This window comes from Sorangium sp. So ce128 (assembly GCF_051525245.1).
GTDB classification, from domain to species: Bacteria; Myxococcota_A; Polyangia; order Polyangiales; family Polyangiaceae; genus Sorangium; species Sorangium cellulosum_B.
Genome location: NZ_CP150313.1, coordinates 2,162,787 through 2,179,122, shown reverse-complemented (window position 1 = coordinate 2,179,122; position 16,336 = coordinate 2,162,787). Strand labels below are relative to the sequence as shown.

Genomic DNA, 16,336 nt, shown 5'->3' with positions numbered 1-16,336 from the left:
CCATGCACCGCATGCTTCCTCGACATGCTCCCTTCTTGCACGCCACGCTGGTCCTCCTCTCATCTGCCGCCTTCCTCGCCTGCGGCGACGACGCCGACACCTCCTCTGCTGGCAGCGGCGGCGCCGGCGCTTCCGGCGGCGGCACCAGCGCGGCCAGCAGCGGCGCCGGCGCTTCTGGCGGCGGCACCGGCACGGCCAGCAGCGGTCAGGGCGGGTCCGGCGGCCATCCTCCGGCGAACCTCGTCGAGCCCGGCGATCCCGGGCCGGGTGATGTCACCTTCACCGTGCGCGCCGATCGGGATGTGCGCCCCATCAGCCGGCTCATCTATGGCGCCAACTGGGCCGAAGACCTGGACGGCGAGCAGCGCGGCACCACCGTCGTGCGCATGGGCGGCAACCGCATGACCGCGTACAACTGGGAGAACAACGCCTCCAACGCCGGCTCGGACTACATGCACCAGAACGACGCGCACCTCGTCGGGAACAGCCCGAACGGCGATGTCCCCGGGGAGGCGGTGCGCATGCACGCCGAGAGCGCGCTGGCGCACGGCGCCGCCTTCATCGCGACCATCCCCATCTGCGGCTATGTCGCGGCGGACAAGGACGGCGGCGGCGACGTCGAGCAGACGCCGAATTACCTCGAGACCCGCTTTCACCCGACGATTGCGCGCAAGGGCGCTCCCTTCTCCTCGTCGCCCGATCTCGACGACAACGCCGTGTACCAGGACGAGTTCGTCGCCTGGATGAAGCAGGCCTTCCCCGACGCCTTCGAAGGCGACGTCGCGAGCGTCCTGTTCTCGCTCGACAACGAGCCCGACCTCTGGAATCACAGCCACGAGCGCATCCACCCGGAGCCGGTGCGCTACGCCGAGCTCGTCGACAAGAACATCGAGTTCGCTTCCGCGATCAAGGACGTCGCGCCGAGCGCGCTCGTCACCGGCTTCGTCTCCTACGGGTATTCGGGCTATGTCAGCCTCCAGGACGCGCCCGACGCGGACGGCAACTTCATCGAGCACTGGCTCGACGCCATGAAGGCCGCCGAGATGAGCGAGGGGCGCCGCCTGGTCGACGTGCTCGACCTGCACTGGTACACGGAGATCTACGCGAACGGCGAGCGCCTCACGGGCTCAGACGCCTCCCCCGAGTCGGTCGAGGCCCGCGTCCAGGCGCCGCGCTCGCTCTGGGACCCGACCTTCGTCGAGGACAGCTGGATCGCGAACGACGTCGTGAACGGCCCGATCACGCTCATCCCCTGGCTCCAGGGCCTCATCGACGCCCATTACCCGGGCACCGCCCTCGGCATCACCGAGTACAATTACGGCGGCGGCAACCACATCTCCGGCGCGATCGCGCAGGCCGACGCCCTCGGCGTCTTCGGCCGCGAGGGCGTGTTCCTCGCGACGATCTGGGATCCCGGCGAAGAGGTCTCGATGCTCCGGGCCGGCGTGCGCGCCTTCACGAGCTACGACGGGCAGGGCGCGCGCTTCGGCGATACGTCCGTCCGCGCCGAGACGAGCGACGTCGCCAAGGCCACCGTGTACGCGAGCATCGATGAGGCCGATCCGAGCCGAATGGTCCTCGTCGCCATCAACAAGACCGCTGCGCCGCTCACGGCCGCGGTGACCCTCGCCGCCCACGAGAGCTACACGGCCATCGACGCGTGGCAACTCACGTCCACCAAGGCCGATCTCGTGCCTGCGGATCCCATTGCGCCGCGCGCCACGAACGCGTTCACCTACGCGATGCCGGCCCACAGCGTGTCGGTGCTGGTCCCCCGGTAGTCGCGTCCCCCCTCGTCCGGAGCGTCGTCGAGATAAGCACCGTCGAGAGATGCGGGAACCCGACACGGGTCGGGCTGGGGCCCGCGGAGGCCCCCCCGGACCGACAAGGCAGAACGGACCGAGCTCCCGTCAGATCATCGGCGCTCGGTAGCCGCCGAGCTCCCGCTCGATGTGACCGGCCAGGGCGAGGACGACATCCTCGCGGAAGGGGCGGCCGATGATCTGGACGCCGACCGGCGTTCCTCGCGACGAGGTGCCCGCGCGCACGACGACCGCCGGCCACCCTGTCATGTTGTAAGCGAAGGAGTAGCTGAATCCTGCGTAGACCCCGTGCTCGACCCACGCATCGTGGGGTAACGTCTCGAGGACACAGGGCGGGCAGACGATGGCGTCGACATCCTTCATGAAGCCGAGCATCCGCCCTCGCCACGCGTCCAGCCGCTCGACCGCCGCGGTCAGCTCACCGCTCGACAGCGCCTCGCTCGCGAGCGCTGCGTCCACCTCGGCGCCGGGGTCCGTGGTCCCGGCCAGGTCCAGGAGCCGCTTCAGCCAGGCGCTGCCGTCCGCCCGGAAGATGTCTGCGTCTATCGTGAGCACGTCGCTCAGCGCGTCGGGCTTCTTCGACTCCACCCGCGCGCCGCCGGCCTCCAGCGCCGCCGCCGCGTCCACCACCGCCTGGCGCACCGCCGCGTCCGGCGTCGCGATCCCGTTGTCGGTGTGCATCGCGATCCGCAGCTCGCTGAGCCGCACGTGCTTCGGGTCGCCGAGCGGCGCCGGGATCAGCGCCGCGTCGCGCCAGTCGGGCCCCGCCAGGATGCTGAAGAGCAGCCAGAGATCGTCGACCGAGCGGGCCATCGGCCCGAGCACGGTGAACGATTGGAGCAGCCCCTCCGCCGGGACGATATGGCCCGTCCGCGGGATGCGGCCGGAGGTCGGCTTGAGCCCGGCGATCCCGCAAAAATGCGACGGCACGCGGATGCTCCCGCCGGTGTCGCTGCCCACGTCGAACGGCGAGCCGCCCGCGGCCACGATGGCGCCCGCCCCCCCGCTGGAGCCGCCCGGCGACAGGTCGAGGCCATAGGGATTGTTGGTGCGCCCGTACACTGCATTGTTCGTCTCGTAAGACCACGTCATCTCGGGCGTATTGCTCTTGCCCAGCAGGATCGCGCCTGCTTCCTTGAGGCGCCGGACCACGGTGGCGTCCTCTGCGGGAACGAAATTCGTTCGCCCGCTCGTCCCGCCGGTCGTCACGACGCCGGCGGTATCGATCGAATCCTTGATCGTCATCGGCACGCCGTGCAGCGGGCCGAGGTGCTTGCCTCTCGCCAGGGCCTGGTCCGCCGCCCGCGCCTCGGCTCTCGCCTCGTCGGCGCGGAGCTTCACCACGGCGTTCAGCCGCGGATTGATCTTCGCGATGCGCGCCAGGTGCGCCTCCACGACCTCGAGCGACGACACCCGCTTCCGGCGGATGAGATCCGCCAGCTGCCCCCCGGTCGCCCGCGTGAGCTCCGACAGCGCCTCCGCCGCAGGCTCCTCGACAGGCGTCATCCCATCGCACGCACCCGACAGGGCCGCCACGCCCCCGGCGAACGCCCGCAAGAAGAAGCGGCGCGAGATCTCCCCTGTGTGCGCGGCGGCGCCCGGGTCATCGACGTTTGCAGATTTGGTCATGCTCTCCTCCCCACGGGAGCGTCGTGAGCCAGCGTCGCACGGCTCGCGAGACGCACACCGTGATTCGTCACGTCCAGCCTATGCCTTTACGGGAAACGAGCTATTGCACAGCAGGATACCGGCAATGGGTGGCACGTTGGCCACAGCCGTCCCGCGAGGACGCGGAAACGATGCGATCCCGGGGCCTCACGCGGCAATCGCCACGCCTACCTCGGACGACCGTGCCCTGATGCGATCGGCCCACCCTCGTGCGGCGGCCAAGAGATCTCGATCATCGATCCACGCATCGAAGGGGCCGCCTTCGCTCCGCGGCCCGTGCCCCCGTCTACGGCGCCCACCGCGCGCGGTTTCGGCGCCGACCACATCTCGCACGAACTTCATTTTCCGCGGGGAAGGAACGCGACATGCCTTGCACGACGACCATGGGGTGCTGATCGCGTCGCGCGCTTCTGCTCGCGATGAGCGGCGTCCGGGTCAAGGACGAGGAGCTCGCGCGGACGCCTGCGCGCTCGCCGACGCGCTGCGCGCCGAGGGCGTCACCGTCCGTGGTCCTCGGCGGGCTGCACGCCTCCGCGCTCTCCGACGAGGCGGCGCAGCACGCTCTCGAGCGTCAGGAGCGGCGCCTTGCCTTCCTCGAGGCCCTGCACCAGCTGCCCGAGCACGAGAGCGCCGTCCACGCCTTGCTTCGCCGCACGCCCCCGGGCAGTCTCCGGTCATGGGCCAGCCCGCCGAGAAGCAGCGCCGCGCCACCTACACCGACCTCGACGCCGTCCCAGCGAACAAGGTGGCGGAGCTCATCGGGGGCACCTTGCACGTGTTCCCCCGGCCGGCACCGCGGCATTCCAGGGCGGAGAGCGCGCTGCAAGGGGAGCTCTTCGGCCCGTTCGACCGCGGTCGCGGCGGGCCCGGCGGCTGGACCCTCCTGGTCGAGCCCGAACTCCACTTCCCCGATCCGGACGCGCCGAGCGAGATCGACGCGCTCGTGCCCGACCTCGCCGGCTGGCGCCGCGAGCGCATGCCCGAGCTGCCCGAGACGGCGTATTTCCCGCTCGCTCCCGACTGGATCTGCGAGGTCCTGAGCGCATCCACGGAGGATGTCGACCGCGACGAGAAGATGCCGATCTACGCGCGCGAGGGCGTGCGGTACGCGTGGCTCGTCGACCCGATCGCGCGGACTCTCGAGGTCCACGTGCTCGATGCGGATCGTCGCTGGGGGCCCGCTGTCATCCACCGCGACGCCGCTCGCGTCCGCGTCGAACCCTTTGAGGCCATCGAGCTCGATCTCTCGGTGCTCTGGGCGAAGTAGCAGACAGCCGCGGCAGGGTCGCTCAGCCGCCGCGCGCGCCCGCGGATTCCTCTTCTAACCCTCCAGATCCTTGAACGGCTCGCGCCAGGCCTCGAGCTCGTCCAGCTGGTTCGACAGCCGCTGCACCTCGGGGTAGTCGGCCAAGGGCAGCCGCGCGCGTGCGGCATACGGAAAGACGAAAGCCACGCGGAAGTCGGCATAGCTCAGCTTGTCGTCGATCAGCCAGCGGCGGCCCTTCAGCAGACCGTTCAGGATCTCGGCGAAATGTCGGAACTCCTTCACGTGCCGGTCCATGACGGACTGCTCTTCTCGGTCGGTCGTGAACGTGGGCTTGACGATGTATTCGAAGTAGAGCGCGCTCGCCGGCGGATTGAAGTGCTGGTGCGCCCAGCTCAGCCAGCGCAAGAGCTCCGGAAGACGAGCGGGCGCGGGCCAAAATTCCGAGCCAGTCAGCTGGCACAGGCGACAGGCAATGGCATCGGCTTCCCAGAGGGGCGTGCCGTTCTCGATGAGGATCGGGACGCGGGTGTTGGGGTTGAGCGTTCGGAAGAATTCGATCTGGTCCGGCGCGAACGGGGCCGCGCGGATGAACTCCACCGGCGCCTGGACATGCCGTGCCACTGCCACGGCGAGACGCGGGTTTGAGTTATGCGAGTAGTAGAGTTTCATCTGACCTCCGTCCGGGCCCGCGCCGCCGCGGCCCACCTAGCTGACCCGTTGGACGGATATCAAACCATCTGCGCCGCCGTCAACCGGGTGGACGGCGCCGACGCTCACCCGTGCACGGCGTTGATGATGCCGTCGAAGAACTCGGTGCAACCGACGTTGTCGAGCATGCGGTTCCAGCCGAGCTCGTCGAACGGCTGCGGCAGCCCGTGGTTGGTCAGGAGGACGCCGATGATCTCGAGATCCGGATCGACCCACATGAACGTGCCGGCGCCGCCCGCCTTGCCGAAGGCGCGCGGCGACAGGCGCATGCCGCCGTTCGAGAAGCGCCGCGTCCGCATCTCCCACCCGAGGCCCTTCGGGGCGAGGAGCAGGTTGTTGATGGGGGATGTGTCGGTCTCCGCCTCCGTCACGTAGGGCGTGTTGTTCTTCTTCATCTGCCGGACCAGATCGGGCCGCAGGACCTCGGCGCCGCCATAGGTGCCGCCGTTCAAGATCATCTGGCAGAAGACGGCGACATCGAGCGCGGTGGTGAACACGCCGTCACAGCCGGCGATGCCGCCCAGCGCGAAGTCCTGCTCGTCCTGCACCTGCCCCCGCACAAGGCAGCCCCGGCGGGCGGAGTACCCCGTGGCCGCGACGCGCTCGACGAGCTCCGGGGGCGGGTTGTACATCGTGTCGCTCATGCCGAGAGGGCGCCAGACGCACTCTCTCGCGATGGCGTCGAGATCATCCCCCGCGGCGGCCTCCATCATGCGGCCGAGGAGGCGGTAGGTGAGATCGCTGTACAGCGCCGATCTGCCCGTCGCGTATTCGAGCGGCGTCTCGGCCATGATGCACCAGGCCGTCTCGACGTCCTCATCCAAGCACTGGTTGTCCAGCGGCAGACCGGACGAGTAACGAAGCATGTCGTAGACGGTGACGGCCGCCTTTCCGTTGGCGGCGAACTCCGGCAGGTACCTGGCGACCGGCGCGTCCAGCCGAATCACGCGCTCCTGCACGAGCGCGAGGGCCGCCGCCGCGGTCGAGAGCACCTTGCTCATCGACTGGACGTCGAAGATCGTGTCGAGCGTCACCGGCTCGTCGGCGCCGGCGACCTTGCTGCCGAAGGCCCTGTGACCCACGATGACCCCGCGCCGCGCGACCAGCGCGGTGGCGCCGGGAAACAGGGCGTCGTTCACGCGGCGCTGGATCCGCGCGAAGACGTCCTCCAGCCGCTCCGAGCTCATGCTCACGTCCTCGGGCCGCCCCGCGGTGAGCGTCGTCGAGCAGGCGCCTCTCCATGGGTCCGAACCGAGCGCGGGCGCCGCGGCGGCCACCGAGGCGAACTGGGTCATCCCTTGCAAGAACATCCTGCGGTTGACCGCTCGTCGTTGATCGATCATGGCTCTTCTCAACCTTGCTTTCGTGAAGAACGAATCCTTCCACGGCGTTTGCCCCCCGGAGGACCGGAGGCGCATGCAGCGTGGGCGTCTGGCGTGAAGGCTCGCAATTTGTACGCCAGCGTGACCTGCCGTCTCCCCTTCGAGCTGCACCGCAAAAAAGAGCTGCTACCTGGCCGCTGGTTTCAGCTGAGAGGTCCGGCGCGTCCCCTTCAATGGAGTTGGCACGACTGGAATGGAAGCGCAATCGATTGCGGGATGACGCAAGCAGATGACATCCTGGACGACCGTGGACGACCGCGGACGAATGAACGCGCTGTTCCCGAGGGGTCACGGGCCCTCGTGGCCTGACGTCTCCCCCGCTTCCTCTCCCGTCGTCTCTCCCCCCGTCACTCGCGCTCTCGCGCGCCAGCGGACGATACGGTGAGGGTTCTGCTCAAGGCCGAGCTCGGCAGGCAGCGCCCGACGGCGCTGCGATCGACGCGGCTCGCCCTGACCGGCCGTCACGCCGCAGCCGACGCGTCGAGTCGATCATCGGACGCCTGGACCGCCGCGGCGCCGACCGCTCACCGCTGGTACCGATCCTGCCTGCCGATCGGCAGCGCAGCGCAGGCGCTTTCGAGCGCAGCCGCGCCCCGGAGACGTGTGTGACGCCCAGCACGCCAGAGCCATGCAGACAGCGACCGAATACCTCGCGGAGGCCGTGCTGGACGAAGGACCGGATTTCGCGCTCTACCGGGCGCGCGAGCCGGCGGGGCGGAGCGTCCTCGTCAAGGCCCTGAAGGTCGCTCGCCCCTCGACGGCCGAGTACGAGGCGCTGCGGCGCGAGCTGGAGGCGACGCGGCTGGTCGGCTGCGACGTGGCCATGGAAGCGGCGCGGATCTGCACGTTCCATGGCCAGCCCGCGCTCGTGATCCAGGACGACGGAGCGACGCCGCTCGCCCGCCTCATGGGCACCCCGATGGATCTCGGCCGGTTCCTGAGGCTCTCCACCGGCATCGCCGGGGCGCTGGCGACGATCCACGGGCGGCAGATCGTCCACCTCGGCCTCACCCCGCACCGCGTGATGCTCCTGCCCGGCGACGCCATCAAGCTGACCGGGTTCAGCCCCTGGTCGCTCTCGCCGGGCCGGTGTAGCCCCCGATCGGCCCGTCCGTCCCCCTGCACCTGGCCCTACCTGTCGCTCGAGCAGGGCGGGCGCCTCGGCGTCGCGATCGATCACCGGTCAGACCTCTACTCCCTCGGGGTGATCCTGTTCGAGCTCCTCACCGGACGGCTGCCGTTCGCCGCGAACGATCTGCTGGGATGGCTCTACTGCCACGCCGCGGTCGTCCCCCCGTCGCCGCTCGTGTCCGTGCCCGGGCTGCCCTCGACCGTCGCCGAGCTCGTCCTGAAGCTGCTCGCGAAGCTCCCCGAGGACAGGTACCAGAGCGCCGCCGGCCTCCAGCACGATCTCGTCCGGTGCCGGGAGGCGCTCCGGACGGAGGGGCGGATCGCGCCGTTCCAGCCGGGTCTCGCCGACGTGCCGCCGCCTCTGCGGCTGACCCCCGGGCTCTACGGCCGCGCCGGCGAGGTCGCGCGGCTGGAGGGCGCGGTGGCGCGCGTCGGGCGCGATGGCCGGACGGAGCTCGTCCTGATCTCGGGCCCGCCGGGCGTGGGCAAGACGCGCCTGGTCCATCACCTGGGCGAGTCGGTCCGGGCGCCCGCGGCGCGCTTCACCGGCGGCAGGTGCGAGGTGGCCCCGCGCCATGCCCCGTGCGAGGCGCTCCTCGCGGCGCTGGACGGCGCGCTCGTCCAGGCCCTCGAAGAGGGCGAAGCGTCGCGCGCGGAGCTGCAGCGCGGCCTCGCGGGGACGCTGGGCGCGAACGCGTCGCTGCTGGCCGGCATGCTCCCGGCGCTCGCCCGGATCCTCGGCCAGCAGAGCCCGCCGCCCGAGATCCCGCCCCCCGAGGCCGAGGCGCGGTTCCTGCTGGCGCTCCGCCAGCTCCTCGGCGCGCTCGCGCGGCCGGGGAAGCCGCTCATCGTCTTCCTCGACGATCTGCAGTGGACGGACGCCGAGACGCTGAAGGTCGTCGAGCGCTGGGCGACCGACCCCGACGTCCGCGACACGCTGATCCTCGGCGCGTACCGGAGCAACGAGGTCTCCGATTCCCACGCGGTGCGCCGGATGATCCGCCGGCTCCGCGCGCAGGACGTCGCCGTGACCGAGATCGCGATCGCCCCGCTGTCCGCCGACGCGGTGACCTCGTGGGTGGCCGACTCGCTGCGCGCCCCCCGGGAGGAGGTCGCCCCGCTCGCGGCGAGCCTCCACGAGAAGACAGGGGGAAATCCGCTGTTCATCGCGCAGCTCGCGGGCACGCTCCACCAGGAAGGGCTGATCCGCTTCTCGACCACCGCCCGAGCGTTCCGGTGGGATCTCGAGAAGATCCGGGCGAAGGCGTGCTCGGACGACGTCGCCGAGATCATCGCCGCGAACCTCCGCAGCCTCGACGCGGGCACGCAGGACGCCTTGCGGCGGTTCGCCCTGTTCGGCGACGCCGCGGATCTGACGACGCTGGCGCTCCTCCTCGGCTGCCCGGAAGACGCCGTCATCGAGCGCCTGCAGGCGGCCTTCGCCCTGCGGCTCATCGTCCGGATCGACCGCGAGATCCGCTTCCTGCATGACCGCATCCACCAGGTCGCCTACGAGCTCACCCCCGCCGAGCAGCGGCCCGAGGCGCACCTCGCCGCCGCGCGCGCCCTGCTCGACGGCCTCCCGCCCGACCGCGTCGAGGCCCAGCTCTTCGAGATCGTGCGCCAGATCACCCGCGGAGCGCCGCGGATCACGTCCCCGGAGGAGCGGGCGCGGGCCGCCGAGCTCAACCTGCGCGCGGGCCGGAAGGCCCAGGCCGCGACCCACCACGCCGCGGCCATCGGGTTCTTCCTGCTGGGCGCCGAGCTGCTCGCGGGCGCGCGCGGGGAGGCGGCGCGCGCCGGGCTCGCGTTCGAGCTCGACTTCGCGCTGGCCCAGTGCCGGTTCGCGACCGGCGAGCTCGCGGCCGCAGAGCGCATCTGCGCGTCGCTGTGCGAGCGCGCCTCCGGGCGGTGCGTGGCCGCGACCGTGTACGCCCTGCTCGCCGAGATCCAGGTCGCGCAAGGCGCGATGGACGCTGCCGTCGAGAGCTGCGTCGCGGGCTTCGGCAACTGCGGGCTCCCCCTGCCGCGCCACCCGGAGGCCGCCGCGGTGGACGCCGCCGTCGCAGCGGTCCTGGGTCGCCTCGAGGGCGGCGCCCTGGCCATCGCCGCCCTCCCGGACCTGCCGCCCATGACCGACCCGCGCGCCCGGGCCGTCTGCGATCTCGCCGCCACGCTGTACCAGCCCGCTTACCACGCGAGCTGGGACGTCATGGCGGCCGCCGCCAGCGCCGCGGTGGAGCTCTCGCTGACGCACGGGAACACGAGCAGCTCCGCGGCGGCCTACGCGACCTTCGGGCTCGTCCTTGCCGAGCGGCGCGGGCGCCCCGCGGACGCGTTCGCCTTCGGCGAGGCGGGCTATCGGCTCGCCCAGCGCGAGGAGCACTCGCCCTACAGGCCCAGGGCGAGCTTCACGTTCATCGTCTTGCTCGGCTACCTGGAGATGCCTGTCCGACGCTGTCTGGAGCTCGCGCGGCGCGAGCTGGACGCGGCGCTCTCCGCCGGCAACTACCCCTTCTCGTGCTACTTCGGCCACCAGCTCATCGCGTTTCAGCTGTTCGTCGGCGACTCCCTCGACGACGTCGCCGAGGAGGCTTCGCGGCGCCTCGCGCTCGCCGAGCGCACCTGCGGCCCGGTGGACCAGGACATCTTCCGCGATCAGCTGCGGCTGCTCGCGCGGCTGCGCGACCCACCCGCGCCCGGCCGCCCTCCGGAGCGCTCCGCGGACGAGCTCGCGCGGAGGGCGCCGATCAGGGCCTTCTATGGCCATCTCCTCGACCTGCAGACGCGCGTGCTCCTCGGCGATCTGGGCGAGGCCGCCGGAGCGGCGGAGCGCGCGGGCGCCTTGCTGCACGCCGCGCGCCGCTTCCTCGGGGCCGCCCAGGTTCACTTCTACGCGGCGGTCGCGCGCTCCGCCGGCCACGCTCGCGCGCCCCCGCCAGCCTGCCTCGAGGCCGTGCGCGCGCACCTCGCCCACCTGGCGGCGCTGGCGGACGCGTCCCCGGAGAACTTCGCACACCAGGTGGCCCTGGTCTCGGCCGAGCTCGCGCGCCTCTCGGGCGACGAGCTCGCCGCGGAGCGCGGGTACGAGCAGGCCCTCAAGGGCGCCCGCGCGGGCGGGTTCGTCGAGGTCGAGGCGCTCGCCAGCGAGCTCTGCGCGCGCTTCTACGAGCAGCGGGGGCTCGACACGGCGGCGAGCGCCTACCTCGCGCGCGCCCGCGACAGCTACGAGGCCTGGGGCGCGCGGGCAAAGGTCTGCGCCCTGCTCCAGCAGCACCCCGAGCTCGCGCGGCGGCCCGCGTCCGGGGGTGGCGACGTCAAATACCTGGATATGCTCGGTATTTTGAAGGCCTCGCAGGAGATCTCGAGCGCGCTGGTCCTGCCCCAGCTGCACGCCCGGCTCCTGCTCGTGGCCATGGAGCACGTGGGCGCGCAGCGCGGCTGCCTGCTCCTCTCGACGCCGGAGGGCCTCGTCCTGGCGGAGGCGAGCGGCGATGGCGAGTGGGCCTTCGGCCCCGCCGGCCACCTCGCGGCGCCGTCGCAGGTGCCCCTGTCGCTCTGCGCAGCCGTCCTCCGCACCCGCAAGCCCATCGCGATCGCCGACGCGGCCGCGCCGCACCGGTTCGCGATGGATCCCTATTTCGGCGACGCGGTGCGCCGCCGGCGCTCGGTCCTCGGCGTGCCCATCGTGCGCCAGGACGAGGCGATGGGCCTGCTCTACCTCGAGAACAACCTGGTCCCGGGCGCCTTCTCCACCGCGGAGCTGGGCGTCCTCGATGTCCTCGCGTCGCAGGCGGCCATCTCGCTCGAGAACGCGCGGCTCTACGGCGAGCTCCAGCAGGAGAACACGCAGCGCCGGCGCGCGGAAGCGTCCTTGCACGACAGCAGCTCGCTCCTGCACGCCATCCTCGAGAACACGCCCGCCGTCGTGTTCGTCAAGGCCCCGGACGGGCGGTACCTGCTCATCAACCGCCGTTACGAGGACGTCGTGCACGTGAGCCGCGAGGACATCCTCGGCAAGACCGACCACGAGCTGTTCCCGACCGAGATCGCCGACGCGGTGCGCGCCAACGATCTCGCCGCGCTGCGGGAGGATCACCCCATCGAGAGGGACGAGTTCGTTCCGGCGCCCGACGGCTTGCACGCGTACCTCTCCCTCAAGTTCCCGCTGCGCCATCCGGACGGGACGTCGTATGCGGTGTGCGGGATCGCGACGGACGTCACCGAGCGCAAGCGCGCCGAGGAGATGCTGCGCCACTCGCACGCGCTGCTCGAGGCCACGCTCGACTCGACGGCGGACGGCATCCTGGTCGTCGACGACGCGGGCCGCCCCGTGCGGCACAACCGCAGGTTCAGGGAGATGTGGGGGATCCCCGAGCAGGTGCTCCTCTCGCAGGACGACCGCCTGGCGCTCTGCCTCGATCAGCTCGCGGACTCGGAGCGGCTCCTCCAGGAAGCGAGGATGACGGGGAGCGTCGACGACCCCCGCGAGGCGAGCGGCATCGACACCCTGACGTTCGACGACGGCAGGGTCTTCGAGCGCTACTCCCAGCCTCAGCGCGTGAGCGGGCGCATCGTCGGGCGGGTCTGGAGCTTCCGCGACGTCACGACGCGCGTGCAGGCCGAGCAGCAGCGGGACCGCCTGCTCGCGGACGAGCAGCGGGCGCGCGCCCGCGCGGAGGAGGCCGTCCGCGCGCGGGACGAGTTCCTCTCCGTCGCCTCGCACGAGCTCCGGACGCCGCTGACCAGCTTGCAGCTCGCCGTCCACTCGATGGAGAAGAAGCTCTCGCGCGGCCCGGAGGGCATCGAGCGGGCGCGCGCGTCGGTCGATCTCTCGCAGCGGCAGATCAAGCGCCTCGTCGCCCTCGTCGACATGCTCCTCGACGTCTCCCGCATCCACGCGGGGCGCCTTGAGCTCGACCCGATCGAGATCGATCTCCGCGCGATCGTGGGAGAGGTCGCCACGTACCTGGACGACCAGCTCGCGCGGGCGGGCTGCGCGCTCGACGTGCGCGCCGCCGGGCCGGTCGTCGGCCGCTGGGACGCGCAGCGCATCGAGCAGGTCGTGACCAACCTGCTGAGCAACGCCATCAAGTTCGGCGGGGGCAAGCCGCTCGAGCTCACCATCGCGTCGGACGGAGAGACGGCCCGGCTCTCGGTCACCGATCATGGCATCGGCATCCCCGCCGACGTGCGAGAGCAGGTCTTCGAGCGGTATCGCCGGGGCGTCTCGTCGCGTCATTACGGCGGGCTCGGATTGGGCCTCTACATCACGCGCACCATCGTCGAGGCGCACGGAGGGCGGGTGAGCGTCGCGAGCGAGATCGGCAAGGGCTCGACCTTCTCCGTCGAGCTGCCGCTCTCGCACGACGTCACGCCGCCCGCGAGCGGCCGGGAGCCGCGGCGGCGGCGCATCGAAGATTGAGCAGCGACGAGCGCGTTGACAGCGGGCGCGCCGGCGCTACCCTGGGCATACCGGTCAGGAACAGGATCCGTCATTCCACCGACCGACGAGTCATGACGGGCCGCGCTTGCGCCTGGCGACGATGGACCTGAGAGTGTCCCTGATCCCACATGGGGTCTCGGGTGATGAGGTCGCGCCATGCGAAAGGCGGAGATTGAGGCCCTGGTGCGCGCGCACCGGGGCCGTGCCCGTCCCGTCGCGTTCTTTCATGTGCTCCGTCAGCCGTCGCTGGAGCCAGACGATCATGCCTTCCTGTCCGAGCACATCGACGAGCTCGGGACATCCGATCTCCTGCGCTGGAGGGCGCGCTGCGAGAGCGGCTTCAGCGGGCCGGTGATCCGGCAGCTCGCGCGGCTCGCGATCCAGGATCCCGCGCACTTCCAGCACGAGGTGCTCGGCGTGCCGCGCCTCGTGCTCGACGAGGAGGAGTGGATCGAGCTGTCGGATCTCGTGCGCGGCAAGGTCCCGGCGGGGATCTACGAGCGCGTGCTCGAGCGTTGCCGGCGCGAGCCTGTCCAGTGGCCCTCGGGGTTCATCCTCGCGCCCAAGGTCCACAAGGGGCTGCCGCCGCTGCTCGACGGGGACGAGCTCGACGGCCTGAACGGGGAGCGCCCCGCGCTGCGCGATCTGCCCGTCCCGAAGATCCTCGCGGCGAGGCGGGCCGGGGCGCTCTCGCTCGACGACGACGCGCTGGCCGCGCTGGCGATGGAGCGCGCGCGCGGCTCGGACGAGGACTGGAGCGTCGATATCCTCCATTTTCCCCCGGCGCTCCGGGACGCGATCCTCGAGAAGGCGCGCCGGACGCCGCGGGGCGCGGAGCGGGCGAACCTGCTCGGCTGGCTCGAGGCGCACGGCGTGGCGCGGGCCGCGCTGATGGACATCGCGCTCGGCGCGATCCGGGCGGGGGACGACGCGTATGCCGCGCTCTCCTGGCTCGCGCGCCAGCTGACGACGCGGGCGGCGTGGGACAAACACGGCCTGGAGACGCTCTCCACGCTGATGTCGAGGCGCGCCTTCTCGGAGATAGGCGAGCTCGTGACGCTCGCGTGGAGCGAGGCCAGCCAGGGCGGCAAGGAGGTCTCCCGCGGCTTCCTGGAGGCGATCCAGGTCGCCTTCGCGCTGGTGCTGCTCGGGATGGCGCGGGAGGCCCTCGCGGCGGGCCGCGAGGCGGGCGCGACGGCGGCGCTGTCGGCGCTCGCGTGCCTCGACCCGCCGTCGCGGGTGAGCCGCGCTGTGCACGAGCTCCGGCGGGTCCCGGGCGCGAGCCCGGACGTGGTGGAGCTCATCGCCGTGAACGAGCGGCTGGTGAAGCACAGCGACGCGCGCGACGCCTCCCTGGAGGGCTTCGTGGCGGCCCTCCACGCGATCGCCGACGCGTCTTCGTGATCGCCGCCGGCGCGGCGCCGCTCGCGGCGGCAGCAGCGGCGCGTCCGCTCGCCGCCGGCCGCGCGTGACGTAGCGCCGGGGAGCGAGCAGCGCGGCGCGCCGCGCGACGTGCCGGGGGCGCGCCTCGCGGCGCGCGGGGCGCCCCCGGCGCGGCGCAGGACGCCGGGACGCGTGGGGGGCGGCCAGCGCCTCGCCTCCCGGCGCGGGATCGACCACGGACGCCGCTTCCAGCGCGGGCACCGGTGGCCGCCTTCGTTTTCATTGCGCTGGACGACCGCGACCATCGCTTCCAATGCGGTGGCCTCCGGTCGCTTTCAATTTCAATGCGGGGACCGGCCTTGCCTCCCCCTCGAACGTCGACTCTGGAGGAGCACGCCGATGGCGTTCATCAACTATGCGAGCCGGGAGATCTACTGCAAGATCGTCTATTACGGGCCCGGCCTCTGCGGCAAGACGACGAACCTTCACTACGTGTACGATCGGACGGTGCCGAGCGCCAAGGGGCGGCTCATCTCGCTCAAGACCGAGAGCGATCGCACGCTGTTCTTCGACTTCCTTCCGCTCGATCTCGGGGGCCTGTCGGGCTTCCGGACGCGCCTTCAGCTCTACACGGTGCCGGGCCAGATCTTCTACAGGGCGAGCCGGAAGCTCATCCTGAAGGGGCTGGATGGCGTCGTGTTCGTGGCGGACTCTCAGCGCGCCCGGCTCGACGCGAACGTCGAGTCGATGGCCGATCTGTGGGACAACCTCGCCGAGGAGGGCCGCTCGCCCGGGCGGCTGCCGTTCGTCGTCCAGTACAACAAGCGGGATCTCGACGGGATCGCCGATATCGACGAGCTCCGGGAGCTCCTCAACCCGGGCGGAGCGCCCGAGTTCGAGGCCGCGGCGGCGAGCGGGCGCGGCGTGTTCGACACCCTGAGGGCGATCTCGAAGCTCGCGCTCAAGGAGGTGCAGCGCCGCCAGCGATAGGGCCTTCGCGAGCGCCGATCTCTTGCGGCTCGCGCGCGCCGGGCTCACCCTGCCGGAGGGAGGACACGCCATGACACAGAGATTCGCCTACCACGTCATGCCGGACCCCGACGGCTGGGGCTGGGTGGTCGCGGCCGAGGGATACGTCACCCGCTCGCTCCCGTATGGCACCGTGCAGGAAGCGATCGAGTCCACGGAGGACCTCGTCCGCCGGCACCCGGGGAGCACGCTCGTCGTCGACGAGCAGCCGCCGCAGCTCACGCCGATCGAGATAGAGCATCGGCTCGCGGCGTGACCGCGGCCAGATGGGTCGCCTCATCGAGGCGATGAGCCGGGCCGTCGAGCTGCTCGCCGCCACGGGGCTCTGGCCGAGCCCGATCCGTTGAGCGAGCCTCCGCCCAGCTTGAGCGAACCTTCGCGCAACGCGCCGGCGGACGCCCGCAGGCCGCGCGGCGCGGGCCTCGATCTCCCGCCTTTTTCGCCGGTGCGCCGCGCCCGAGGGGCCGGGCACATCGATTGCGATGAGCCCGGCACGCTC

General features: G+C 71.5%; 10 protein-coding genes. 6 read left to right on the top strand and 4 right to left on the bottom strand.

What is annotated here, in order from left to right; genetic code table 11:
• The first annotated feature begins 11 nt into the window (after positions 1–11).
• Positions 12–1,781, top strand: coding sequence for a glycoside hydrolase family 44 protein (locus WME82_RS08485; protein ID WP_438042414.1), 1,770 nt, complete (start codon positions 12–14; stop codon positions 1,779–1,781).
• Between the two features lie 129 nt (positions 1,782–1,910).
• On the opposite strand, the gene WME82_RS08480 is transcribed toward WME82_RS08485, so the two are convergent.
• Entirely contained in the window at positions 1,911–3,452 is a 1,542-nt protein-coding gene (locus tag WME82_RS08480) for an amidase (protein ID WP_438042413.1), read from the bottom strand.
• Positions 3,453–3,988: 536 nt separating this feature from the next.
• Positions 3,989–4,129, bottom strand: coding sequence for a hypothetical protein (locus WME82_RS08475; RefSeq protein WP_438042412.1), 141 nt, complete (start codon positions 4,127–4,129; stop codon positions 3,989–3,991).
• A 38-nt stretch (positions 4,130–4,167) separates the two neighbouring features.
• Here WME82_RS08475 and WME82_RS08470 point away from each other — a divergent pair, with 38 nt between their 5' ends.
• Positions 4,168–4,758: a Uma2 family endonuclease gene (locus WME82_RS08470; RefSeq protein ID WP_438042411.1), complete on the top strand. Its 591-nt coding sequence runs from the start codon at positions 4,168–4,170 to the stop codon at positions 4,756–4,758.
• Between the two features lie 54 nt (positions 4,759–4,812).
• On the opposite strand, the gene WME82_RS08465 is transcribed toward WME82_RS08470, so the two are convergent.
• Together WME82_RS08465 and WME82_RS08460 are read right to left on the bottom strand one after the other, a co-directional pair.
• A complete protein-coding gene (locus tag WME82_RS08465; protein WP_438042410.1) occupies positions 4,813–5,427 on the bottom strand; it encodes a glutathione S-transferase family protein in 615 nt (204 codons plus the stop codon).
• Between the two features lie 104 nt (positions 5,428–5,531).
• On the bottom strand, positions 5,532–6,809 hold the full coding sequence (locus tag WME82_RS08460) for a serine hydrolase domain-containing protein (RefSeq protein WP_438042409.1): 1,278 nt from the start codon (positions 6,807–6,809) through the stop codon (positions 5,532–5,534).
• Positions 6,810–7,476: 667 nt separating this feature from the next.
• Here WME82_RS08460 and WME82_RS08455 point away from each other — a divergent pair.
• The 4 genes from WME82_RS08455 to WME82_RS08440 all read left to right on the top strand — a co-directional run bounded on the left by WME82_RS08455 (position 7,477) and on the right by WME82_RS08440 (position 16,093).
• On the top strand, positions 7,477–13,404 hold the full coding sequence (locus WME82_RS08455) for a PAS domain-containing protein (protein ID WP_438042408.1): 5,928 nt from the start codon (positions 7,477–7,479) through the stop codon (positions 13,402–13,404).
• 177 nt (positions 13,405–13,581) lie between these two features.
• Positions 13,582–14,829: a hypothetical protein gene (locus tag WME82_RS08450; RefSeq protein WP_438042407.1), complete on the top strand. Its 1,248-nt coding sequence runs from the start codon at positions 13,582–13,584 to the stop codon at positions 14,827–14,829.
• Between the two features lie 378 nt (positions 14,830–15,207).
• Positions 15,208–15,798, top strand: a complete 591-nt coding sequence (locus tag WME82_RS08445) for a GTP-binding protein (RefSeq protein ID WP_437744976.1) — start codon at positions 15,208–15,210, stop codon at positions 15,796–15,798.
• A 70-nt stretch (positions 15,799–15,868) separates the two neighbouring features.
• Entirely contained in the window at positions 15,869–16,093 is a 225-nt protein-coding gene (locus WME82_RS08440) for a DUF2188 domain-containing protein (RefSeq protein ID WP_438042406.1), read from the top strand.
• Positions 16,094–16,336: the final 243 nt, after the last annotated feature.

Excerpts from the sequence above, each read along its gene's own strand:
- WME82_RS08485 (WP_438042414.1), top strand. The coding sequence starts at position 12 with ATGCTTCCTCGACATGCTCCCTTCTTGCACGCCACGCTGGTCCTCCTC.
- WME82_RS08480 (WP_438042413.1), bottom strand. The coding sequence starts at position 3,452 with ATGACCAAATCTGCAAACGTCGATGACCCGGGCGCCGCCGCGCACACA.
- WME82_RS08470 (WP_438042411.1), top strand. The coding sequence starts at position 4,168 with ATGGGCCAGCCCGCCGAGAAGCAGCGCCGCGCCACCTACACCGACCTC.
- WME82_RS08465 (WP_438042410.1), bottom strand. The coding sequence starts at position 5,427 with ATGAAACTCTACTACTCGCATAACTCAAACCCGCGTCTCGCCGTGGCA.
- WME82_RS08460 (WP_438042409.1), bottom strand. The coding sequence starts at position 6,809 with ATGATCGATCAACGACGAGCGGTCAACCGCAGGATGTTCTTGCAAGGG.
- WME82_RS08455 (WP_438042408.1), top strand. The coding sequence starts at position 7,477 with ATGCAGACAGCGACCGAATACCTCGCGGAGGCCGTGCTGGACGAAGGA.
- WME82_RS08450 (WP_438042407.1), top strand. The coding sequence starts at position 13,582 with ATGCGAAAGGCGGAGATTGAGGCCCTGGTGCGCGCGCACCGGGGCCGT.
- WME82_RS08445 (WP_437744976.1), top strand. The coding sequence starts at position 15,208 with ATGGCGTTCATCAACTATGCGAGCCGGGAGATCTACTGCAAGATCGTC.
- WME82_RS08440 (WP_438042406.1), top strand. The coding sequence starts at position 15,869 with ATGACACAGAGATTCGCCTACCACGTCATGCCGGACCCCGACGGCTGG.